This window comes from Halopiger xanaduensis SH-6, assembly GCF_000217715.1.
Classification (GTDB): Archaea; Halobacteriota; Halobacteria; order Halobacteriales; family Natrialbaceae; genus Halopiger; species Halopiger xanaduensis.
The window spans coordinates 1208271-1230756 of record NC_015666.1 but is presented as its reverse complement, the minus strand read 5'-3'; the positions used below and the strand labels follow the sequence as shown (position 1 = coordinate 1230756).

Here is a 22486-nt window from a genome sequence, read left to right as displayed (position 1 = left end):
AGACGCGTGCGACCGTCGCTATTGCGGTCGGCGGGAAAAACGCCGCTCGCGCCGAGAACGTAATTCTACAGTTGGTTCGGGAGTGAAATATAGGATACATATACACGTTCAATACCGCGAGGAGGGCGGGTTCTGACGGAGACGCACATGTCAACCTCCGACAGCGCCACCGACGCCGACGGCTCGGTCGTCGAGGAGTACGTCCTCGGCGTTCGCATCGTCGGGACCGACGGTCCCGACGAACGGTACCGATTCGAAGCGCCCGAACACACCGAAATCGCGTTCGACTCCCTCGAGGACGCCAGCCGGTACGCCGACGTCTACTTCGTCGTCAACGGCTTCGTCGAGGAAGAAACCGGCGAGCGCGGCGTCCCGCCGGAAGTCATCCAGGGCGGCAGGGACACGCTCGCGGTCTACCTGCTCACCCGACCCTGGGCCGACGTCAACTGGGTCGCCTCGTTTTTCGGCACGGCGCCCAGTGAGATCGAACGCTACTGCTCGCGGGTCCGCGAGCGCGCCGACGAACTCCGCGCCGAGGCGAAGGCGCAGAATCGCGAGTAGGGCAGTCACCGCCCCTCGCGTCAGTTTCCCTTCTCGAGTCCGTTCCAGACGTCGTTCTACAGCCCGCGTCAGTAGCTCGAGAGCGGCAACTGTTACCGTTCGGGGAGACGACAGCGGAGTCGGAAGTCGAAATCAGCACTGACGAGTCGTCAGCCCTCGATCCGTCCTCCCCGTTCCGATGTGTAGTTTCCACCAACTGTATATCCGTAAATAGTGATCCGTTCGGCCACAAGGTATTTATTCTTCTATTACCGTCTCGAGATCCTATCCATCGATACGAACATATATTATAAACCGTCTTTTGTTAATTCAGGAATTCTCAGCCTGCATGGTCGACTTTACCAGGCGGAAGCTGATGGCATCGTCAGTCGCGGCGGCGATCGGCACCGGCGCCGTCGGCGCGGCGACGGCGCAGGACCGACCCGACGAACACGATACGCCGCTTGCACCCTACGTCAAGGGAGACATCAAGCGCCTCTCGACGACCGCGTTCGGCGCGGAGGTCACCGGGCCGTTCGTCTTCGACACGGGCGAACTCCTCTACAGCCTCCAGCATCCCTCCGACGACAACCCCGAGCCGTTCAACCACGGCGGCGTCGGCGTCATCGACGACTTCCAGTTCACGTTCAACGGACGCAGCGACGAGTTCGACGAACTCGAGCCGCCGACCGACGCGAAGGGGACGCGAGTCCAGTCCGCCGTCGGCGAGTATCGGCTGCTCGTCCAGACCGGCGACGAGATCAACGGCGGGACCGAGCGGTTCGGCTACCCGCAGACGCCCGACGGTCGGAGCCTCGCCGAGATCACCGAACCGTGGTACGAGGGTCCCGGCGATCAGCCCGACATGAACTTCTTCGTTCCGGACGAGGACGAGGAGATCGAGGGGTACCTCTTTACCAACAACGAGACGCGGCCGGGTGCGATCTCCCGAACGCCGCTGTACCGCGACGAAGACGGCTACCTGCAGGCCGACCTCGAAAACGCGATGGAACTCGAGAACACCGAGCCGTTCCGCGAGATCGGCGGGACGAAGGTCAACTGTTACGGCGATCTCAGCCCGTGGGGGACGCCGATGTCGTCGGAGGAGGAGTACGGACACCCGCGCGTCGGCGGCCTCGCGACGGTCGGCGATATCGTCGAGGAGGGGAGCGGCGTCGGTCTCCGGGGCAGCAGCGAGTTCTGGAACCGACCCAAGATCCTCGCGGTCGAACAGTCCCTGGAGGAGATCTTCGGCGAAGACAGCTGGTACCCGATGGGGCTGCACAACAACCGGAACGTCGAGAAGATGGCTTACCACCTCGGTGCGGAACCGATCGACCAAGCCGGCCTCGACGAGGACGGAGTCGAGATCGACGATCTGGCTCGTCCCATCGACGACGAGGAGTTCCCGAACCGCTACCGATACGGCAAGATCGTCGAGATCACGGAGCCGACCGCCGACGTGCCGACGCCGGTCAAACACCACGTCATGGGTCGATCCGCCTGGGAGTGTCCCGAGTTCCTCTCCGACGAGCGGACCGTCTACCTCGCTTCCGACGGCAGCGCGAAGGGCATCTACAAGTTCGTCGCCGAAAAGCCGATCCCGGAGTACGACGACCGGATGGATGTCCGCGGCACGCTGTACGCAATCAAAGCGGCCGAAGTCGGCGACGGTCCGGTCGCGAAGACCGATCTGGACGTCGAGTGGCTCGAGCTCGGCACCGCCAGCAACGCCGAGGTCGAGTCCTGGATCGCCGAGTACGACGACGTCACGCAGGTCGACTACCTCGAAACTCACGCTGACACCGACTGGGAGGAGGACCTCGAAGCGGCGCTTCGCGAGGCCGACGAAGAAGTCGCGAAAAACGGCAATCAGGACTACATCACCGACGAGGAACTCGTCGAGTGGGCGAAGCAGTACGAGGAACGCGGTCCCGACGAGGTCGACGAAGAACTGCGCCGAGTCCCCTTCCTCGAGACCCGCGCGGCCGCCAAGGAGATCGGCGCAACCATCGAGTTCAACAAGGCCGAAGGGATCGATTCCTACGACGAGGCCGAGCCCGGCGACTACGTCTACTTCGGCATCTCCTCGCTGAGCGGCAACATGAGCGACGACGAGGGAGAACTCCAGTTCGATACGGTGGCCACCGGCGTCGTCTACCGCGGCGAACTCGATCGCAACTACAACGTGTCGACCCTCGAGCCGGTCGTCGTCGGACCGAACGAGGGCGACGCGGAGGAACTGATGAACGCCTCGCTCATCAACGTCGACAACCTGATGGTGCTCGACGACCGGCGCGTGATCCTCTGCGAGGACAAGGGGAACTTCGCCCGGTCGTACACCAACGACACGCTGTGGGTGTACGAGCCGCCGGCGCGGGTGCAGGTCGACTCGCTGGCGGTCAGCCACGACGCGACCGGCGAAGTCGATCTGACCCTCGAGTCGATCCCGAACGGGATCGCCGGCGGTCGGGTTACCGTTACCGTCGAACACGACGACGTGGCAAAGATTACGGACGCCAGCTACCGTGACGGGCTCGAACTGACCGCCGAGCCGACCGTCGAGGACGGCGGCTCGACCGTCGAGTTCCGCTTCGCCGACCTCGAAAACGAGATCGACGCCGACGCGCTCGACGTTACCCTGGCGACGCTCGAGCTCGAGGCCGTGGGTACGGGGACGACCGACATCACGATCGACGTGCACGCGCTCGACGACGACGAGGGGATGCCCGTCGAACCGCAGTCTCGTCCCGGCGTCGTCGTGACCGGACCGCCGGCGATCGGCGGCGGATCCGGGTCGGGAAGTTCGCCGACCGATCCCGACGGCGACGGCAAGTTCGAGGACGTCAACGGCAACGGTCGCTTCGACTACGACGACATCGTCGTCCTGTTCGAGCACCTCGAGGACGACTCCGTCCAGTTGAACGAAGCGGCCTACGACTTCAACGAGAACGGCCGTATCGACTACGACGACGTCGTCGAACTGTACGAGGAACTGTGAGCGGACGTCCAACGCACTCCCGCTACCTATGACCGAACACTCTCAGCGGTCCGCGATCCTCGTCACGCTCGCGATCGTCGCCGCACTCACTGTTGCGGCCGCAGTCCCGTTCACTGCGGGCGCCGTGACCGGCGACGAATCAGATGCCCACGCTGCACCCGCGCCGACCGTCACCGCGAGCGCGGCGGGCGAGCCGACGCTCGTGGTCAACGACGCGACGGTCGATCCCGACGGAACTGCGACCCAGCGAATCGCGCTGACCGACGCCCCCGACGGACTCGCCGGGTTCGAACTCACGCTCGAGCTCGAGTCCGACGTCGCGACGGTCGCGGGCGCCGACTACCCGGACCACTACGCGATGACGACCGAGCCGGTCGTGAGCGCGGACGGCCGGACGGTGACCGTCGAGGCGGTCGATCTCAACGACGAGATTTCGGCCGGCGCGTCCGACGTCACGCTGGCGACGCTCGAACTCGAGGGCGTCGCCGACGGCGCGACGGACCTGCGCGTCACGGAGCTGCAGGTCGACGCCGACGGCGGCGATCCCGTCGACCCGTCGCTCGAGGCGGGGACGGTGACCGTCGGCGAGTCGGCAGCCGGATCGGACGGCGCGGGATCTCAGAGCGCCGAAACGGAGGCGGAATCGACCGGCGGTGCTGACGGTAGTGACGGTGCTGACGGCGGTGGCGATTCCGCCGACGGCGATTCGACTCCCGCCTCGATCACGGAATCGGTGCCCAGCTTCACGGCCGGCCTCGCGATCGCAGCGGTCGCCGTGCTCGCGGCTGCGGCGATCGCCCGTCGAACCTGAGCCTGTCTCGCTCCCCGTCCGCCTTCCCTTTCCACTCGTTCGCTCCGCGGCGACTCGGGAACCCGGTCCCCCGGTTTCAGTCGGCGACGGGACGCTTCAGCGCCGAACGTGATCGGCAGATATGTTTACACTACTGGAGCGAAACGGACGGCGATATGGGAGACGATACCGACGACCACGAGTTCGCCACCGACAGCGTTCACGCCGGCCAGGAACCGGATCCGACGACCGGCGCTCGAGCGCCGCCGCTGTACCAGACGACCTCCTACGAGTTCGAGGACACCGAACACGCCGCCGCCCTCTTCGGGTTGGAGGAGACGGGCAACATCTACTCGCGGATCATGAACCCGACGAACGCGATGTTAGAGGAGCGCATCGCGACGCTCGAGGGCGGCGTCGGGGCGCTCGCGACGTCGTCGGGGATGGCCGCCTTCGATCTGGCGACGTTCATCCTCGCCGACGTGGGCGACAACATCGTCTCCTCGTCGTCGCTGTACGGCGGGACCTACACCTACCTCACCCACACCGTCGCGAAGCGCGGCATCGAGACGAAGTTCGTCGACACGCTCGACTACGAGGCCTACGCGGAGGCCATCGACGACGACACCGCCTTCGTCCACCTCGAGACGATCGGCAACCCGGCGCTGGTGACGCCCGATATCGAGCGGATCGCCGACATCGCGCACGACCACGACGTGCCGCTGTTCGTCGACAACACCTTCGCGACGCCCTATCTGTGCCGCCCGCTCGAGCACGGCGCGGACCTGGTCTGGAACTCTACAACCAAGTGGATCCACGGCGCGGGCTCGACGGTCGGCGGGATCCTCGTCGACGGCGGCTCGTTCCCGTGGCCGGAGGGCGACTACCCCGAGATCACCGAGCCGAACCCGGCCTACCACGGCGTCAACTTCTACGAGACCTTCGGCGACATGGCGTTCTCCGTCGTCGCCCGCACCCGCGGACTGCGCGATCTGGGCAACCAGCAGTCGCCGTTCGACGCCTGGGTCACGCTGCAGAAACTCGAGTCGCTCCCGCTGCGCATGGAGAAACACTGCGAGAACGCGATGGCCGTCGCGGAGTACCTCGAGGACCATCCGGACGTCGCGTGGGTCAACTACCCCGGCCTCGAGAGCCACGAGACCCACGAGGAGGCCAGCGAGTACCTCGAGGGGGGCTACGGCGGCATGATCACCTTCGGCCTCGAAGGGGGCTACGACGCCGCCGAAACTGTCTGCAACGAGGTCGACCTCGCGAGCCTGCTGGCCAACGTCGGCGACGCGAAGACGCTGATCATCCACCCCGCGAGCACGACCCACCAGCAGCTCACCGAGGAGGAGAAGTTGGCCAGCGGCGTCACCGACGACCTCGTGCGCCTCTCGGTCGGCATCGAGGACGTCGACGACGTGATCGCCGACCTCGAGCAGGCGATTTCGCAGACGTAGGCGCGATCGATCGGGCACGTGCCGTTCGCAGCGCGCTACGAGCGGCCCCCGTCGTTAAGACGCGGGCCGTTGTGACTCCCCGTATGGCTACGGGCTTGCTGACGCCGGAGGCGGCGGACCGAATCGTCACCACGTGTCGGACGGCTATCGGGGATAGCCTCCGCTCGGTGACCTACTTCACCCGCGACGACTACGAGCAGGTGTACCTCCGGGAAGACCTGGAGCGGGACGCGGATCTCTCGACGTTCATCGGCCACGAGTGGCGGGGCTTCAAGACCGCTCAGACGGCCTACGAGGGGTCGGAACTCGGCGATTACAACTATACGATCCGAGTGTTCGACAACGGCTTTCTGGTTCGGGTGACCAGCGACAGCAACGGCGTGTTCGTCACGACGGACGGGCTCACGATGAAGGACTTCGAAGAAGTCGCGACGGCGGTCAATTCCTTCCTCGACGACCGCGACGGCTGAGGTGATCAGTGTCGGCTTACGGACACTCGTGACGGCGGGACACGATCGGGCAGTAGGCCGAGCCAACTCAGGTCGGTCCCTCGGTGCCGCTCGTGGGAGCCGATACCGATTCGGCCTCAGTATCGGTGTCGACGCCGGTCCGAGACTGGTCGTCACGAGCGCGGTTCTGGTTCGTCCGGTCGTCGACGCTGTGATCGGGGTCGCCGATCGGCAGGCCGGAACCGAGTTCGCCGTCGACCCCGAGGAGGCGAGCGAACCGGCGTCGTTCCGCGGCGTGTCTATCGAGAGTCATGCCGATTGAAAACGTCGATATCCGTTGTAGTAATGGACCCCATTTTCGGGGGTAATCGACGGCTTCCGCGTGAAACGATCGGAAACGGTCAGTCGAATCTCAAAGTCGACGCCCCGAGACCCGCTATCACGGCCGAATCGGGCCCACAACGTAACGCCCTTTTCCGCGACGCCCGTTCGGGACGATAATGACCGAGCTTCCAGACCCCGTCGCCCGCGAACTCGAGTCCCACGACGCCTTCGAACCGGCCGCGGACGCGGCGAACGCCTACCGACTCACGACGACCGTCTTCGACGCGACCGTCACCGCCGACCCCGCCGAGGGAAAACGCGACGGCGAATTCACCGTTACGGTCGTCCTTCCGACGCTAGACGCAGCCGTCGCCGACGAGAGCGTCGCAGACGTCGTCGAGGACGGCTGGTTCGAAACGCTCGAGCGCCGCCTTCAGGACGTCTTCGGCGTCGCGCACACGAGCACGCACGACGAGCCGGGCGTCGAGCGCGGGGCCGACGAGGTCACCGTCACGCTCGAGTACCTCGCCTGGGACGCCGGCGAAGGCGTCGAGGACGCCAAAGCGCTCATCGAGTTCGTCGAAGGCACCTTCGCGCAGGGGATCATCCCCGGCTACGAGTACCGCGGCCCGGCCGCGACGTTGCTCGAGAACGCGCAGGATCGCGGCCAGCAGGCGGCAGAAGGAGGGGAAGACGGCGGACCGGGCGGCAACAGCGGCGGCATGCCGATGTGAGGTAGACGAAGCGATTAGGAACCGAATTCCTTGGCCGAGAGTACGACGCGAGCACTGCGAGTGTCGTACGATCCGGGGAAGGGCAGGCCCCTACCCCGGCTACTGACCGCGAGCGACCGTCGGGAGCGAGCGGGCCGACGACTGACCTGAAGCGAACGTCGTGAGCGACGGGAAGGAGGAGTGCTTTTCATCGAAGCTGAGCGCAATCGAAGATTCCGCGAGGTCCAAAAGAGCGCGAAGCGCTCTTTTGAAGATTTTGTCGAGGGTGCGCCGCAGACGCACCCGCAGCGCAAAAGTTCGTCTTTAGTCCATCGCGATGTACGTCTTCGTCTCCGTCACCCCGTCGAGTCCCTGCATATCGGAGGAGACGGTCTCGAGAATGTTGTAGACTTCCTCGGCGTCGACTTCGGCGATGATGTCGTAGTTGCCGGCGACGATGTGGGCGGCCGAGACGCGCTCGAAGTCACGGATCCGGGAGAGCAAGCCTTCGGACTTCCCGGCGGCGGTCTTCACCATGATGTACGCGTGAACCATCGTGATGGTGTGGTACTCTGTCGCATGACTAAAGCCTTTGCCCGCCGTCCGGTTGCGCGCGCTGGGAGGCCGCTGTGGCCTCGAGCAGTGCCGCCGTCGGCACCGCTTGCTGTCGTACTGCAGCACCCCGCTCGAGCGCTCGACGCTGCGTGTGGTGTGAGACACCGGGGCAAACTTATTGACGCGGGCCGGCGTACCTCGTTCCATGCGGTTCGTGATCATCGGCGCCGGACGGGTCGGCCTGCGCACGGCGCGAGTCCTGCGCGAGGAGGGCCACGACGTGACGCTCATCGAACGCGACGAGCCGAAGGTCCGGCGCGCTCGCAACGAGGACTTCCGCGTCGTCGAGGGCGACGGCTCCCGGGAGGACGTCCTCGAGGAAGCCGGCGTCACCGACGCCGACGCCGTGGGCGCGCTGACCGGCGACCTGAACGTCAACTTCACCGCCTGCATGATCGCCGACCACTACGGCTGCCGGACGATCATGCGGATCGACGAGGCCTACCGCGAGGGCATCTACCGCAAGTACGCCGAGGCGGTCGACGAGGTGATCTACCCCGAACGGCTCGGCGCCATCGGCGCGAAAAACGCCCTGCTGGGCGGGACGATCCGCGCGATTGCGGACATCGCGCCGCACCTGCAGGTGGTCGAACTGATGATCACCGACGACGCGCCGGTCAACGGCTACACGATCAGCGAACTCGAGTTGCCCGCCGACGCGCGGCTGCTCGCGTTCGGCAAGCGCGACGGGGAACTCGCGATTCCCGACGAGGACGAATCGCTCGAGGAAGGCGATCGGCTCGTCGTGCTGGCGGATTTCGACGTGCTGAGCGAGGTCCGACAGCTGTTGGTCGGCGAGTCCGAGCGCGAGGCGGCCGCGAACGCAAACGCGGGTACCGATTCGGTTTCCGGATCTGGCTCAGGAGGTGCGAACTGATGGTTACTGCATTCGTCATGATCAAAGCGAACACGGGCGAGGCGGATCGACTGCGAGACGACATTCTGGCGATCGAGGGCGTCGAGTCGGCACACATCGTTGCCGGCGACGTCGACATCATTGCGAAATCCCAGGTCGAGACGCCGGCCGCGGTCAAGGACATCGCGGCGACCCAAATTCAGGGCATCGAGGGCGTCGAGGACACGCAGACGTACATCGCGATGGACTAGGAACGAACGGTTACGCTGTCGTTCGGAAGACGCATAGCGTCTTCCGTGATGACGAGACGCCTTCGGCGTCTCGAACCACGTGCGGTCGCTTCGCGACCGCACTCGGTGAACTCTCGAGAGAGCAAAGCTCTCTCGGACAGCGAGGGACCGACGGCCCCTCGAGCAGTCGGGCGGCAGCGCCGCCCGACGACCTCGCGGGATCGAAGATTCCGCTTAGCTTCGATGAAAAGCACTCCTCCTTTCCCTGCACTTCGTTCCGGGTCAGTCGTCGGCCCGCTCGCTCCCGCTGGTCGTTCGCGGTCGGTGATGGTGTGATAGCCTGTCCTCCCCCGACTCGTGCACCGCTCGCATTGCTCGCGGTGCACTCCCGGCCACTATGTGTTGTCCGCAGTTTCCAATGAGCGGACGCCGAATTACGCGGATACGACGTCGGACAGAATCGATTCGACCCGCTCGAGCACCGCGTCCTGCGGCTGCGTCGCGTCCACGCGAACGAACCGGTCGGGATCGCGCTCGATCAGCCGCTCGTAGTTCGCCTGCACGTCGGCGAGGTAGTCGGCGTGTTCGAACTTGTTCGTCGCGCCGGCGCGTTCGGCCGCGGTTTCGGGGTCGAGATCGAGGTAGATCGTCAGGTCAGGCGTGATCGAAAAGGGGTCGTGAACGTCGACGACGTACTCGAGGGGGTCCTCGAGGCCGTAGTCGCGCTCGCTGTCCGCGAGGGTCGCACCTTGGTAGGCGAATCGGGAGTCGGAGTAGCGATCGGAGATCACGAGGTCGCCGCGCTCGAGGGCGGGGTCGATCACGCGCGCGAGGTGGGCGGCGTGGTCGGCGGTGTAGAGGAACAGTTCCGCCAGCGAGTCGGCGTCGTCGTCTTCGATCGAGCGGTAGACGGCCTCGCCGTACCAGGAGTCGTCCGTCGGTTCGCGGGTGAACACGGCGTCGGGGTAGCGCTCCTGTAAGGCCTCCCAGACCGTCGTCTTGCCGCTGCCGTCCAGTCCCTCGAGCGTCACGAGCATGGTTACGGGTCGGTGGGGGTGGTCTAAGAGAGTAGCGATGGCTCCACGCGGGTCGGTCGCTACCGCTCTCGAGGTCGGACGACCGGCCGGTTATTTGTCGTCTGCGACCGAACGAATCCGTATGAAGGTCCTCGTCGCCGGCGGCACCGGCTTCATCGGCACCAATCTCTGTACGGAACTCGCGGAACGCGGGCACGAGGTGACGGCGCTATCGCGCAACCCCGACCGGAACGGACTGCCCGACGACGTCGACCTCGAGATGGGCGACGTCAGCGCGTACGACTCGATCGAGGGCGCCGTCGCCGGCCACGACGCCGTCGTCAACCTCGTCGCGCTCTCGCCGCTGTACCAGGCGAGCGATCCCGGCGCGCAGGAACGCGTCCACCTCGGCGGAACGGAGAACCTCGTCCGGGCCGCCGAAGATCACGGCGTCGACCGCTACCTCCAGATCAGCGCTCTCGGCGCCGACCCGGACAGCGACATCGACCACATCCGCGCCAAGGGGAAGGCCGAGAAAGTCGTCACCGACTCGGATCTCGAGTGGACGATCGTCCGGCCGTCGATCGTCTTCGGCGACGGCGGCGAGTTCGTCGACTTCACGAAACAGTTGACGACGCCGTACGTGACCGGACTGCCGGGCGGCGGCGAGACGCGGTTCCAGCCGATCTGGGTCGGCGACCTCGTCCCGATGCTCGCCGACGCTATCGAAGACGACGCCCACGCCGGCGAAATATACGAACTCGGCGGCCCGCAGGTCGTGACGCTCGCGGACGCGACGGAACTGGTCTACGCGGCGGAGGGGAAGGACGTGACGATCGTCCCGGTACCGATGGCGCTGACCAAACTCGGGCTCGCGGCGGTCGACGCCGTCCCCTTCGTTCCCTTCGGCGCGGATCAGGCGCGATCGCTCGAGTTGGACAACACCGTGGCGGACAACGACGTGACCGCGTTCGGCGTGACCGCGGACGACCTGACGACCCTCGGTTCGTATCTCGGACTCGCCCACGCCGACTAGCCGTCGTCGGCTGGTCTCGACCCCCGGTAGTAGCGTGTTAATCGGCGATTACTCGCGTCTCTGAAATCGATACGATCCGTTGAGAAGTATAAAGACGTTGTCCACTATCGGCCAGAAGTATTTTCTGTGTCCGAAAATCGGGCTGAAAATCGTCGCTGGCGACTTGTTTCGAGCAATATTAGATTGTGCGAGAAATTCACATCATAGAAAGACTTATGCCCCTCATCACTCTGTTACCAATTCAACGGAGCCCCCTGACAAACAATGAAGCTGGCGATGATCGGATTCGGACAGGCTGGTGGCAAGATCGTCGATCGATTCCTCGATTACGACGATCGAACGAACAGCGGGATCGTCCGCGCGGCGATCGCCGTTAACTCTGCGAAAGCAGATCTCATCGGTCTTGATAATATTCCACAGGAGAACCGCGTACTCATCGGGCAGGCCCGCGTGAAGGGCCACGGGGTGGGTGCAGACAACGAACTCGGCGCGGAAGTCGCCGAGGAGGACATCGACGAGGTCCAGAACGCGATCGACTCGATCCCGACCCACGAGGTCGACGCGTTCCTCGTCGTCGCCGGGATGGGCGGCGGCACCGGCTCGGGCGGCGCGCCCGTCCTCGCGAAACACCTCAAACGGATCTACACGATCCCGGTCTACGGACTGGGTATCCTCCCGGGCACGGACGAAGGCGGGATCTACACGCTCAACGCAGCCCGCTCCTTCCAGACGTTCGTCCGCGAGGTCGACAACCTGCTGGTCTTCGACAACGACTCCTGGCGACAGACCGGCGAGTCCGTCGAAGGCGGCTACGAACAGATCAACGAGGAGATCGTCCGCCGGTTCGGCATCCTCTTCGGTGCCGGCGAGGTCGGCGACGGCGAAGAGGTTGCAGAGAGCGTCGTCGACTCTTCCGAGATCATCAACACGCTCTCGGGCGGCGGCGTCTCGACCGTCGGCTTCGCCAGCGAGGAGGTCGATATGAATACGAGCGGCGGCCTCCTCTCTCGCTTCACCGGCGACGACGGCGGCGACGACGACCTCGACGCGGCGAACACGACCAACCGCATCACGAGCCTCGTCCGCAAGGCCGCGCTCGGTCGCCTCACGCTCCCCTGCGAGATCGAAGGCACCGAACGCGCCCTGCTGGTGCTGTCCGGCCCCTCGGAGTACCTGAACCGGAAAGGCATCGAGCGCGGGCGGAAGTGGCTCGAAGAGGAAACGGGCAGCATGGAAGTCCGCGGCGGCGACTACCCGCGCGACGAACCGGAAGTGGCCGCTGCAATCCTGCTCTCGGGAGTCACCAACGTCCCGCGGATCAAGCGCCTGCAGCAGGTCGCGATCGAGGCCCAGGACAACATCGACGACATCCAACAGGAAAGCGAGGAGAACCTCGAGGAACTCGTCGAAGACGACGAAGACGAACTCGAGCCGCTGTTCTAAGCGGCCGGGTTCGGTCGATTCGGAGCGGGACACGGTACAACGGTGCAGTGCGATGCAGTGCGGCGCGATGCGGTTCGATCGCCGGTAATCGGACGGAGCGGCGGCGGTCGTGTCGGGGGGCACGAAACGGTGCGATAACGGGACACAGGATACCACCCCGCAAACGAGATCGACTGCGACTCTCGTTTTCGGACTCGGGCTGACTCGTTCGGGAGTTCGACGTTCTTTTAGGCGCGTGCGGTCAATGCTCGGCGAGCATGCGCGTCGTCGTCCCGTTCGCCGTAGAGTCACCGAAAACGCGACTCAGTCCCGTCCTCGCCGAGCGCGAGCGCCGGTCGCTCGCGCGGGCGATGCTCGCGGACGTCCTCGGCGCGATCGTCGCGGCGGGCCACGAGCCGACCGTTCTCGCGACGGCGCCGATCGATCTCGAGGACGACTTCGACCTCGCGCTTTCGGACGACGTTCTCGCGGCGACGACGATAGCGGTCGACGACAGACCGCTCACCGAGGCGGTCAACGCGCGGCTGCCGGCTGAGGACGCCGACGGCGACTCCGTGCCCGAAGCCGTCGCCGTCGTCATGGCCGACCTCGCGCTGACGACGCCCGACGCCCTCGAGCGACTGTTCGCCGGCGACGCGGACGTCGCGATCGCGCCCGGCCGGGGCGGCGGGACGAACGCGCTCGCCGTTCGCCACCCCGATTTTCGAGTCGATTACCACGGCGCGTCCTACCTGGATCACCGCGAGATCGCCGCCGATTCCGGGCTGGCCGTCGAGGCGGTCGACTCCTTCCGATTGGCGACCGACATCGACGAACCGAACGATCTGGTCGAGGTGCTCATCCACGGGACGGAGCACGCGCCGGCCAGACTCCGGTCGTTCGGCTTCGAACTCGAGGAGCAGGACGGCCGCGTCACCGTCGCTCGCAGCGACGGTTGAATGCGAACGGCGGACAGAACGAAGTTAGTCGGCTGCCGTGTCGCCGTCGGGTTGGGCCCAGCGTCGGAGGCGGTCGGCGTACGTCCGCACGCTGAGGCCCGCGACGAACGACAGGAAACTCGGCACCAGGATCCAGAGGAGGTCGGGGTGTTCCGACCCGGTGTGTAGTACAGCGTCGAGCATACACGTTCGCTAAGGACCACCGGTACCATAAATGGCGGCGGTCCCTCGGTAGCGCAGCGGCTGGTGGCCGGCGGTCAGCGTTCGGCGTCGGGTATCGGCGGGACGGAAAGGGCTTATGTGCGACGCGCCGACACTCGGAGGTAATGATTCCCGGGGCGAGCGAGTACGGCGTCGAGGTTTCGATCGACGACGCCGCCGTCGACGAGTTGCTCGAGGTGACGCCGGCCGACGTCGAGGCGCCGTCGGCGCTGACCTTCGCGCGGAACGTCTTCGTACCGCTGACGACGGCGTGTCGCTACACCTGTACCTACTGTACGTACTTCGACCCCCCGGGGCAGGCCTCGCTGCTCTCGCTCGAGGAGGTCCGCGAGATCTGTCGCGAGGGCGCCGCCGCGGGCTGTACGGAGGCGCTGTTTACGTTCGGCGACGATCCGGACGACCGCTACACGGAGATTCACGCGCAACTCGAGGAGTGGGGCCACGACTCGATCCATACCTACCTTCGCGAGGCCTGTCAGGTTGCCTTAGAGGAGGGACTGCTCCCCCACGCCAATCCGGGCGACCAGACTCGCGAGCAGATGGCGGCGGTCGCGGACGTCAACGCCAGCATGGGCGTGATGCTCGAGACGACGGCCGAAGTCCGCGCCCACGGCGGCCCGCGAAGCAAGGAGCCGGGCCAGCGGCTGCGGACGATTCGGAACGCGGGCGAACTCGACGTCGCCTTTACGACCGGGATCCTCGTCGGCGTCGGCGAGGACTGGCGCGACCGCGCGGAGAGTCTGCTCGCCATCCGCGAGATGCACGAGCGCTACGACCACGTTCAGGAGGTGATCGTCCAGCCGGTCGTCGAAAACGAGCGCTGGTCTGACGGCTCGCCCGACCGCGAGACGATGCGCCGCGTGACGGCGATGGCGCGGGCCGCCCTCCCCGAGGAAGTTTCGGTGCAGGTCCCGCCGAACCTCGCGCCCGCGCGGGACCTGATCGACTGCGGCGTCGACGATCTGGGCGGGGTCTCGCCGGTCACGGACGACCACATCAACCCCGACTACAAGTGGCCCGCGCTGCGCGAACTCGAGGAGATCGCCGCGAGCGCCGAACTCCCGCTCGGCGAGCGGCTCCCGGTCTACGAGCGATTCCTCCCGGCAGAGCTCCGGACGGACGGCTTCGACGGCGTGGCGGCCGACGGCACGGCGGGTGCCGAAGGCGAGCGGGATCCCGAGGCCGACCGCGAGTGGCTCTCGCCGACGATCCGCGAGGCGCTGTCGGCCGACGACGACGCCGGCAAGCGGTACCGAGCGGTGCTTCGCTCGAGCGCCTGAGCCGTCGCGTGGGCGGGACGTGTCAACGACCGAGGGGTATAAGTCCGCGTAGGTTCCGGTATCCGGTACGCCATATGTCAGTCCCCGACGCCGCGGCGACCGCGGACCGCGTCATCGACGAAATCCTCTCCGCCGTCGTCGCCGACGAAACCGTTCTAGAAGAGATCACCGCGGGCCTGCTCGCCCGCGGCCACGTCCTCCTCGAGGACGTCCCCGGCACGGGTAAGACCCTCACCGCCCGATCCTTTGCGACCGCGCTCGGTCTCGACTTTTCGCGGATTCAGTTCACGCCGGACCTGATGCCCTCCGACGTCACCGGCTCGTACGTCTTCGAGGAGGGGACCGGCGAGTTCCACTTCACTGAAGGGCCGGTGTTCGCGAACGTCGTGCTCGCCGACGAGATCAACCGCGCCCCGCCGAAAACCCAGTCCGCGCTGCTCGAGGCGATGGCCGAAGATCAGGTGACGGTCGACGGCGAGACCCACGAGCTGCCGGATCCGTTCATCGTCATCGCGACGCAGAATCCGGTCGAGCAGGAGGGGACCTTCGAACTCCCGGAGGCCCAGCGCGACCGCTTCATGATCAAGACCTCGCTGGGCTACCCCGACCCCGAGGGCACGCGCGAGTTGATCGACCGGCGGGCCGACCGCGACCGTCCCGATCCGACCGTCGATCGCGTGGTCGACCTCGAGCAGGTGCGCGACCTCCAGGAAGTTCCCGAGACCGTCACCGTCGACGGCCCCGTTCGCGATTACATCGGCGAGGTCTGTCGCGCCACCCGGCGGGACGGCCGCGTCGACGTCGGCGTCTCACCCCGCGGTGTCCAGCGACTGTTCGAAGTGAGTCGGGCCCGGGCAGTGCTCGAGGGGCGCGAGTACGTCGTCCCGGACGACGTCAAGCACATCGCGCCGGCCGCGATCGCCCACCGGCTCGTGTTGACGCCGGAAGCGAGCGTCGAGGGTGCGTCCCGACGCGCCGTCGTCGAGTCGGTACTGGATCACGTCGAGGTGCCCGCGATGGACCCCGACTCGGCCGACTCAGCGGAACAGTAGCCAGGAGCCGGCGAGTACCGCGCTGAAAGCGGCGAGGACGGCCGCCGTCGCCGGCACCGACAGCGTCGGTGCGAACAGCGTCGTGACGGCGAGTCCGACCGCGGCGACGGTCGCACCGACGCCCGCAACCAGCGCGCTCCAGCCGACGCGCACGTACTGCGGGCGGGGCGACGCTGCTGGACTGGTCCCGACGTCTCGAGCCAGCACGCGACCGTACCGGCCGGTATCATAGGCGAACAGCCCGGCGGCGAGCGCGACGATCGAAACGACGCCCGTTCTGAGCGCCGCGATACCGGCTCCCGTCTCGACCGTCGTGCCGATGACGACGGCACCCGCCCCGAGCGCGGCAGCGACGATGATCGACCCGCGGCCGGGGCCGAGACGGATCTCGCTCGCCGCCCGCCACTGCGCGTACGCCGCACCGACTGCCCCGCCTGCGAAGAGGACGCCGGCCGTTCCCCCGCCTGCTACCGAAACGACCGTCGCCGGCACGCCGACCGCGACCGCCAGCGGGAGGGGAGCGATCACGCCGAGGACCGAGCCGACAACGACCGAGACGACGGCGCTCTCGCGCGTGCGCTCCGCCGCGGCGATCCACGCGTACCGAACTACAGCGCCGACGGCGCTGACGACGATGCCGACGGCCGTCACGATCGCACACGCGCCGCGAACGACCGGCCCCTCGACGAGCACTGCGACCGCCGGCTCGAGCGCCGGAACGAACCAGGAGAGGACGGTTAGGCCCGCAAGTACGAGCGACGCGACGACGACGAAGACCGCGATCCAGCCGAGCACTCCTCGCCGGACGCGGTCGTACGCGTCGCGGGATTCCGGTGTCGAAAACGCGGCCGGCGGCACCATCGCGACACCGGCACCCGCGACGACGCCGACGACGACCAGCGCGAGTATCGTTTCCCGGAGTCCGCTGACGGTGAGCCACAGCGCCGTCTCGAGGATCGTCGCTCGGCCGAGTTGCGAGACGGAGTCCGCGGCCAGCGCAACGGCTCCGCTAACGGTCCCGGCGACGACCGCAGCGGCGGCCGCCCGCTTGATCGTCGACGGCTCGAGTCCGCCGGTGACGAGGAGACCCGCAGCGAGTGCAACGACCGCGCCGAGGAGCACCAGCGCGCCGTCGACCGGGCCGCCGGCGGTTCCGAGGGCAGCGGCCACGCCGAGCGCGGTGATCGGAAGGATCGCGGCCGTGACGACTGTGCGCCAGTTCGAGCCGGCGAATCCCGGTATCGCGGCCGCGAGGACGAGTCCGACGCCGGCGCCGACGGCGACGCGGAGATCGAACGTCGCCAGCGCGAGCAGTCCGACCGCGGCGGCGACGGCGATCGCCCACGCCGTCGTCGACGGCAGTCGCGGGGTCCCTGCGGGCCCGGGATCGGCGTCTGTCGTACCGCCGGCGTCGCTCATCGCCGTCCCACCTCCCCGATGGCGTTGCGAAGCACCAGTCCGAGCGGCCGCTCGAGCGGCCAGTCGACGACGCGGGCCCCCTGTGCGCGGGCTCGAGCCAGCCGGCGCGTTCGATCGAGCGACTCGAGTCGGGTCGCAGTATCGTCGGCCGCGCCGTCCGCGCTCGCCGTCACGTCCGGCGAGACGACGCGGACGGAATAGCCCCGCGTTCGAAGGCCCGCGACGAGGTCGACCGGCTCGTCGTCGACGAACGAGGAGAACAGGTACACCTGCGCCTCGCCGGGCAGCGTCGTCGCGAGTTCGGCCGCGAGGTCGTCACCCGACGGCTGCTGGACGTACTGCGACCCGTGTTCCAGGTCCCACACCTCGTCGAGCACGCGCGAGACCTCCTCGCGCGTCGCCGGATCGGTGCCCGGCTCGACGGCCTCGATGCGCTCCTCGGCAATCCCGACGACGCCGGTCGGATGCCCCTCGTCGACGAGGGCGTCGAACGTCCGCTCGGCGGCGTCCGCCGAGAGGTCGACCGCAGGAATCTCGGCGGTCGTGGCCGCCCGGAGCTGACTCCGGCGCGCGTCGACGACGCAGACGACCCGCGTCGCCCGCTCGGCGCGGTACTCGACCGTTGAGAGCTCTCGCGTGGCGGCGTAACGGCGCCAGTCGATCGCGCCGACCGGATCGCCCAGCTCGTAGTCGCGCACGGAGTAGAACTCGACGCCGCTGCCACCCTCGTCGGTCGGCACCTCGCCCGCGTAGTCGTTGGTCGCGCTTCCGAGGGGGGCGTCGCCGACGGTCGGCGAACACCGGACGGCGTCGTCGCCCGCGACCGAGACCGTCCGCGTCTCGGTCACCGTCCCGGTCGCGTTCCGCGTTCTGACCGTCGCGTCGCCGAACGCGTGCTCGCCGCGACGGACCACGACCTCGTACTCGAGCGTCGCCGTCTCGAGGGGCTCGAGGGTGACGCAGGCCCGCGGGGAGCCGGAGACGACCGACAGCCCCTCGGGGACGGCGTCGACGACCCGCAGATCGGTGATCGTCTCGCTCCCGTCGTTCTGGATCGCCGTCCGGACCGTCACTGTGTCGCCGGGGTCGGCCGTCACGGTGCGGCCCTCGTCGCCGCTGCTGGTTCCGTTTCCGGTCACCTCGAGGCCGGTACGGCCGCCGTCGCCGACGACGACCGCGTCGTCGCCGTCGGCCGCGAGTTCGCGCTGGAGTCGAACCATCGTCGGCTGGTGGGTCCCGAAGACGGCCGCGGCGGCGTACCACAGCGGCACCGTCGCCGCGACGACGAGAACCTGACTGCCGACGACGAGTCCGATTCCGGCGAGCGCGAGCGCCACCGCGACGCCCCACTCGCCGCGATCGACCCGTTCGACGGTGCGCTCGGACGCGGTCATCGATCCGATAGCACCTCCGTCTCCGCGACAGCGGGCCCGCCGTCGCGTCCCGAGTCGTCCGCATCTCCGTTCGCGTTCGCCACCGCTTCGGCCACGGTCGGCGTCCGATCGCGCTCGCGACCGACCTCGAGCGGTCGTGAGTCGTCCGCGATCGATTCGATCGCCGCCAGCGTCCGCCGGACGCGCCGGTCGAACGCCCCGCCGGGATCGACCGCGGCCCGAAGCCGCTCCTCGACCGGCTGGCGGACGTCGGCGGCGAGGAACGCCGCGGCGACGTCGTTGTCGGTCCACGTCCCCGAGCGAACGGCTTCGCGGGCCGCGCGCCGCTCGAGGCCGCGTTTCGCTCGCAGCGTTCGAACGGCGCCGTCCGCGAGGCGCTCGCGAACCGTCCCGGTCGACGTCCCATCCTGACAGCGGTACCACTCGTCCGTGCCGTCCTCGAGGAGCCACGTCGTCTCGAGGGCGACGGGGTTTTCCGTTCGCGACTGCCCCCGTTCCGGCGGGCCGTCGAGATCCGCGAGCAGCGGCGGTTCGCCCGTGCTCGAGCCGGCGACCGTCGCCCACCAGCACGCGCCGAACGCGACGACGACGCCGATCGCCGGGAGGAGGACGGCGAGCGGATAGAACACGTCGGCCAGCAGTCCGTACGGAGCGAAGCCGCCCAGCACGACCGAAGCGAACGCCAGTACGGTGCCGCCGACGATCACCGCGACGGCGAGTCGGTCGCGGTCGACCGCGGTGAGACGCGCGAACGCGCTGCGCCACGGGCTCGTCGAGGATCGGCGGCTCATCGCGAACCCACCTCCTCGTTGCCGTCGTCGGCGTCGGCATCATCAGCGTCGTCGGCCGAAATCAGCGCCCTCGCCGCCTCCCGGGCCTCGAGCACTCGCTCCGGAGACGGCTCGCGGCGGCCGTACTCGACGTCGCGGACGATCGCGACGAGGCGCGCGACCAGCGTCGCCGGGAACCCGGACTGAAGCGCCCGTCTGGCGACCTGCCCCGGCGTCAGCGTCTCGCGGCGGGTCACCTCGAGGCGGTCGAGGAAGGCGTGCCACGCGGCGCGGATCTCGGCGCGGGGGCCGCGCGGACCGAGCGGTTCGTCGGCCAGCGGCGGCGGGCCGCCGTCGTCGGCATCGGCGTCGTCTACGTCACCATCGCCGTCGTCGTCGTCCCCGCCGAGCCAGTCGCCAAGCGACGGGCGACCGAGCCTCGAGCCGCGGTTTCGGGACGACCCGAACAGCGACCCGATCGACAGCGAGCCGAAAGCGCGGCCGAACGACGAGAGTGCTGAGCCGAGCGAGGTCGAGAGTGACGGAAACCCCAGTCCGCCGCCGAACGACGGACTCGGCAGCGAGAGCCGTAATCGCGACAGCGACGGCAGCCGCGGTCCCTGTACGGTGAACAGCCCGGCCAACCGCGATACGGCTCGTGCCGCGCCGTCGATCGCACCGGACAGTGCGGCGGCGACACCCGACAGCACGTCCCCGAGTCCGACGACGAATCCCGACAGTCCGGACCCCCGCCTGTCGGTGCGAGCGGCGACGCGGAAGTACGTCACGACCGCGCCGATAGCGAAGCCGGGGCCGAGCACGACGATCGCCGCGAGTCGGAGGTAGAGATCGCCGACGGTCGCCGTCGCGGTCTCGTCGCCGACCGACGTGGTGACCGTCGCCTCGTCGGCGATCGGGAGCCAGAGCCGCGTCCGTCCGTCGTCGCCGGTCGTCGCCGTTCCGCCGCTCTCGAGCGAGACCGTCGCGTTCGGAATCGGGGTGCCGTCGGCCGAGACCTGGACGGGCGCCGGCGAGCCGGGGAACAGCAGCGGCGAGACGAACTCGACTTGCGGCTCGGTGACCTCGACGGCGCGCTCGCCGGTCACCGGCTCGCGCTCGACGCGAAGGTCGGTCGGCCCGGCCTCGTCGGGGAGCGTGACGGTCGCGCGGCCGTCCTCGTCGGTCTCGGCCGCCGATACACCGTCGACGAACACGGTCGCGTCGGGGACCGGCGTCGAGCCGACGACGGCCGACACCTCCATGTCCCCGGCCGGGACGGCGCCGTCATGCGTCCGGATCGTCGCGTTCGTCTCGACGTCGACGGTTCGCGAGGCGTTCGTCTCGGCGACCCTGACGGTCATCTCCTCGGCGTAGGGAACGGTCGCGTCGACGCTTCCCCAGCCCGTTTCTCCGACGTCGTCGCCGTTCACTTCGACGGTTTGCTCGTTGAACGTACTGGCTGAGTCGATCGAGATCGTCACCTCGTTACCGGGCTCGAGTGCGCCGTCGATCTCGATGGTGGGCTCGGGTGCACCGACCGGATCGTCGGACCCGGGTCCGTCATCGTCGTCACGCTCCACGGCAGGGTCTGCGAACGGATCGTCGCCCGTGATTGCCTCCCATTCACCGGCCGAAGGACTCCCGTTACTGCTATCGCCGGTTGTCCCCGGCGGATCGAGCCGCGGATCGGCCGCCGGGAGCGCGCTGGCGACCGCGAGCAGGCAGACGACGCAGCCGAGAACGACCAGTAGCTGGCGGGTGCCGCTCGCGCTCATACCGATCCCTCCAGTTCCTGGTCGGCGGCGATCGTCTGCAGTCGCTCGAGTCGACGGTTAACCGGCGGATGCGTACCGGTTCCCGTCGGAGCAGTCGTCGCCGTCGCCGGCGTCGCTCCCTCGAGCCACGCCGAGACGGTCTCGCGGCGCTCGGCCGGCGTCGTCGTGCTCGCTCCGTCCGCTACGTCGGACGCCGAACCGACCGCCCGGCCGGTGACGAGCTCGGTCGGGACGATACACAGCGCGCGCGTTTTCGCCGTGCGGAGGTCCGTTTCTGGCGTTTCGGTCGCCTCGGCGAGGGTCACCAGCGCGGTCGCAAGGGCGAGGGGCTTGCCCGTGATCCGCGCGGCGGCGTCGTCGGCGGCGAACTCCCGGGCGTGCGAGAGCGTCCGCGTGGCCCAGTCGGCGATCGTCGGGAAGACCCACAGCAGCGGCGCGACGAAGACGTAGGTCAGCGCGACCAGCGGGAGGAACCACTGCACCGCGACCCGGCCGCGTGTCGATAGCTGGCGCGGGTCGAACAGCGCCCGGCGGGCCAGCCGCGCCCAGTGGTACGCCTGGTCGGCGATCTCGACGAACAGCGTCGTGATCGTCATCAGCGTCACGTCACGGTTGACGACGTGGGCGATTTCGTGGGCGAGCACCGCCTCGAGTTCGTCCGCGTCGAGGGTGTCGACGAGCCCGGTCGTGACGACGATCGTCGCGTCGGTGAGCCGACCGACCGTGTAACAGCTCGGCTCGTCGTCGTCGATGACGCGGACGCTCGGTTCGGGCACGTCGGCGGTCATCGCCAACCGGCGGACGGTACGGGCGACGTCGTGATCGCCGTCGCCGGCGCGGGTGCCCGAGAGCACGCGGCGGTAGCCGTAGTACACCTGCGCGAGGAGAAAGCCCATGATCAGCAGGCCGGCCGTCGGCCACGAAACCGGCAGCCGGAGGAAATCGAGCGGGAACGTCCCGTGTTGGAGGAAAACGATCGTTCCAGCGACGACTCCGGGTAGTAAGACCCCGTAGGCCCACAGCAGGACCAGGACGAACAGGGCGTTGATCGCGACGAGGGCGGCGAGGACGCCGCAGATTCGCAGACGGAGGCTCATGCGGGGAGGGCGTTGTTTCATGTCTCGGATACGGCAGTAAAAGTCTTCCTGAAAAACAAATGG

General features: G+C 67.8%; 22 protein-coding genes. 13 read left to right on the top strand and 9 right to left on the bottom strand.

What is annotated here, in order from left to right; translation table 11 throughout:
• The first annotated feature begins 147 nt into the window (after positions 1-147).
• From HALXA_RS06065 to HALXA_RS06045, 5 genes are all read left to right on the top strand, one after another.
• Positions 148-561, top strand: coding sequence for a hypothetical protein (locus tag HALXA_RS06065; protein ID WP_013879431.1), 414 nt, complete (start codon positions 148-150; stop codon positions 559-561).
• Between the two features lie 328 nt (positions 562-889).
• Positions 890-3541, top strand: a complete 2652-nt coding sequence (locus HALXA_RS06060; protein WP_013879430.1) for an alkaline phosphatase PhoX — start codon at positions 890-892, stop codon at positions 3539-3541.
• Positions 3542-3569: 28 nt separating this feature from the next.
• Entirely contained in the window at positions 3570-4352 is a 783-nt protein-coding gene (locus HALXA_RS06055) for a hypothetical protein (RefSeq protein ID WP_013879429.1), read from the top strand.
• Positions 4353-4507: 155 nt separating this feature from the next.
• The gene (locus HALXA_RS06050) at positions 4508-5794 is read left to right on the top strand and encodes an O-acetylhomoserine aminocarboxypropyltransferase/cysteine synthase family protein (protein WP_013879428.1); all 1287 of its coding nucleotides are present in this window, start codon (positions 4508-4510) and stop codon (positions 5792-5794) included.
• A gap of 83 nt (positions 5795-5877) precedes the next feature.
• Positions 5878-6264: a DUF7522 family protein gene (locus HALXA_RS06045; RefSeq protein ID WP_013879427.1), complete on the top strand. Its 387-nt coding sequence runs from the start codon at positions 5878-5880 to the stop codon at positions 6262-6264.
• A 67-nt stretch (positions 6265-6331) separates the two neighbouring features.
• On the opposite strand, the gene HALXA_RS06040 is transcribed toward HALXA_RS06045, so the two are convergent.
• Positions 6332-6556 carry a hypothetical protein gene (locus HALXA_RS06040; RefSeq protein ID WP_013879426.1) on the bottom strand — a complete coding sequence of 75 codons (225 nt, stop codon included), beginning with the start codon at positions 6554-6556 and terminating at the stop codon, positions 6332-6334.
• 187 nt (positions 6557-6743) lie between these two features.
• Here HALXA_RS06040 and HALXA_RS06035 point away from each other — a divergent pair, with 187 nt between their 5' ends.
• A complete protein-coding gene (locus HALXA_RS06035; RefSeq protein WP_013879425.1) occupies positions 6744-7301 on the top strand; it encodes a DUF5813 family protein in 558 nt (185 codons plus the stop codon).
• 303 nt (positions 7302-7604) lie between these two features.
• On the opposite strand, the gene HALXA_RS06030 is transcribed toward HALXA_RS06035, so the two are convergent.
• A complete protein-coding gene (locus HALXA_RS06030) occupies positions 7605-7835 on the bottom strand; it encodes an Lrp/AsnC ligand binding domain-containing protein (protein WP_013879424.1) in 231 nt (76 codons plus the stop codon).
• Between the two features lie 205 nt (positions 7836-8040).
• Here HALXA_RS06030 and HALXA_RS06025 point away from each other — a divergent pair, with 205 nt between their 5' ends.
• Positions 8041-8772 carry a potassium channel family protein gene (locus HALXA_RS06025; protein WP_013879423.1) on the top strand — a complete coding sequence of 244 codons (732 nt, stop codon included), beginning with the start codon at positions 8041-8043 and terminating at the stop codon, positions 8770-8772.
• On the top strand, positions 8772-9002 hold the full coding sequence (locus HALXA_RS06020; protein WP_013879422.1) for an Lrp/AsnC family transcriptional regulator: 231 nt from the start codon (positions 8772-8774) through the stop codon (positions 9000-9002). The genes HALXA_RS06025 and HALXA_RS06020 overlap by 1 nt, the downstream gene beginning before the upstream one ends.
• A gap of 413 nt (positions 9003-9415) precedes the next feature.
• Here HALXA_RS06020 and tmk read toward each other — a convergent pair whose 3' ends face one another.
• Positions 9416-10018 (bottom strand): dTMP kinase, encoded by a 603-nt coding sequence (gene tmk / locus HALXA_RS06015; RefSeq protein ID WP_013879421.1) that lies wholly within the window; start codon positions 10016-10018, stop codon positions 9416-9418.
• A 121-nt stretch (positions 10019-10139) separates the two neighbouring features.
• Here tmk and HALXA_RS06010 point away from each other — a divergent pair, with 121 nt between their 5' ends.
• From HALXA_RS06010 to cofC, 3 genes are all read left to right on the top strand, one after another.
• Complete coding sequence (locus tag HALXA_RS06010) at positions 10140-11033, top strand: complex I NDUFA9 subunit family protein (RefSeq protein ID WP_013879420.1); 894 nt, start codon at positions 10140-10142, stop codon at positions 11031-11033.
• Between the two features lie 264 nt (positions 11034-11297).
• On the top strand, positions 11298-12476 hold the full coding sequence (locus HALXA_RS06005) for a tubulin/FtsZ family protein (RefSeq protein WP_013879419.1): 1179 nt from the start codon (positions 11298-11300) through the stop codon (positions 12474-12476).
• A gap of 257 nt (positions 12477-12733) precedes the next feature.
• Positions 12734-13414: a 2-phospho-L-lactate guanylyltransferase gene (cofC, locus tag HALXA_RS06000; RefSeq protein WP_013879418.1), complete on the top strand. Its 681-nt coding sequence runs from the start codon at positions 12734-12736 to the stop codon at positions 13412-13414.
• Between the two features lie 24 nt (positions 13415-13438).
• Here the strand turns inward: cofC and HALXA_RS21995 are convergent, their stop codons facing one another.
• Positions 13439-13597: a hypothetical protein gene (locus HALXA_RS21995; protein WP_013879417.1), complete on the bottom strand. Its 159-nt coding sequence runs from the start codon at positions 13595-13597 to the stop codon at positions 13439-13441.
• Between the two features lie 143 nt (positions 13598-13740).
• Between HALXA_RS21995 and cofG the strand changes: the two genes are divergently transcribed.
• Both cofG and HALXA_RS05990 read left to right on the top strand, forming a co-directional pair.
• Entirely contained in the window at positions 13741-14916 is a 1176-nt protein-coding gene (gene cofG, locus HALXA_RS05995; RefSeq protein WP_013879416.1) for a 7,8-didemethyl-8-hydroxy-5-deazariboflavin synthase subunit CofG, read from the top strand.
• A gap of 74 nt (positions 14917-14990) precedes the next feature.
• Entirely contained in the window at positions 14991-15968 is a 978-nt protein-coding gene (locus HALXA_RS05990) for an AAA family ATPase (RefSeq protein ID WP_013879415.1), read from the top strand.
• Here HALXA_RS05990 and HALXA_RS21990 read toward each other — a convergent pair.
• The 5 genes from HALXA_RS21990 to HALXA_RS05965 are packed head-to-tail and all read right to left on the bottom strand — an operon-like array spanning position 15954 to position 22423.
• Positions 15954-17387, bottom strand: coding sequence for a hypothetical protein (locus HALXA_RS21990; RefSeq protein WP_013879414.1), 1434 nt, complete (start codon positions 17385-17387; stop codon positions 15954-15956). The genes HALXA_RS05990 and HALXA_RS21990 overlap by 15 nt on opposite strands.
• Positions 17384-18781 (bottom strand): DUF58 domain-containing protein, encoded by a 1398-nt coding sequence (locus HALXA_RS05980; RefSeq protein WP_013879413.1) that lies wholly within the window; start codon positions 18779-18781, stop codon positions 17384-17386. The genes HALXA_RS21990 and HALXA_RS05980 overlap by 4 nt, the downstream gene beginning before the upstream one ends.
• Positions 18778-19572 carry a DUF7269 family protein gene (locus HALXA_RS05975; RefSeq protein ID WP_013879412.1) on the bottom strand — a complete coding sequence of 265 codons (795 nt, stop codon included), beginning with the start codon at positions 19570-19572 and terminating at the stop codon, positions 18778-18780. Before HALXA_RS05975 ends, HALXA_RS05980 begins: the two co-directional genes overlap by 4 nt.
• Positions 19569-21326, bottom strand: coding sequence for a DUF4129 domain-containing protein (locus tag HALXA_RS05970; RefSeq protein WP_013879411.1), 1758 nt, complete (start codon positions 21324-21326; stop codon positions 19569-19571). The genes HALXA_RS05975 and HALXA_RS05970 overlap by 4 nt, the downstream gene beginning before the upstream one ends.
• Positions 21323-22423: a M48 family metalloprotease gene (locus HALXA_RS05965; RefSeq protein WP_013879410.1), complete on the bottom strand. Its 1101-nt coding sequence runs from the start codon at positions 22421-22423 to the stop codon at positions 21323-21325. The genes HALXA_RS05970 and HALXA_RS05965 overlap by 4 nt, the downstream gene beginning before the upstream one ends.
• Between the last annotated feature and the right edge of the window lie 63 nt (positions 22424-22486).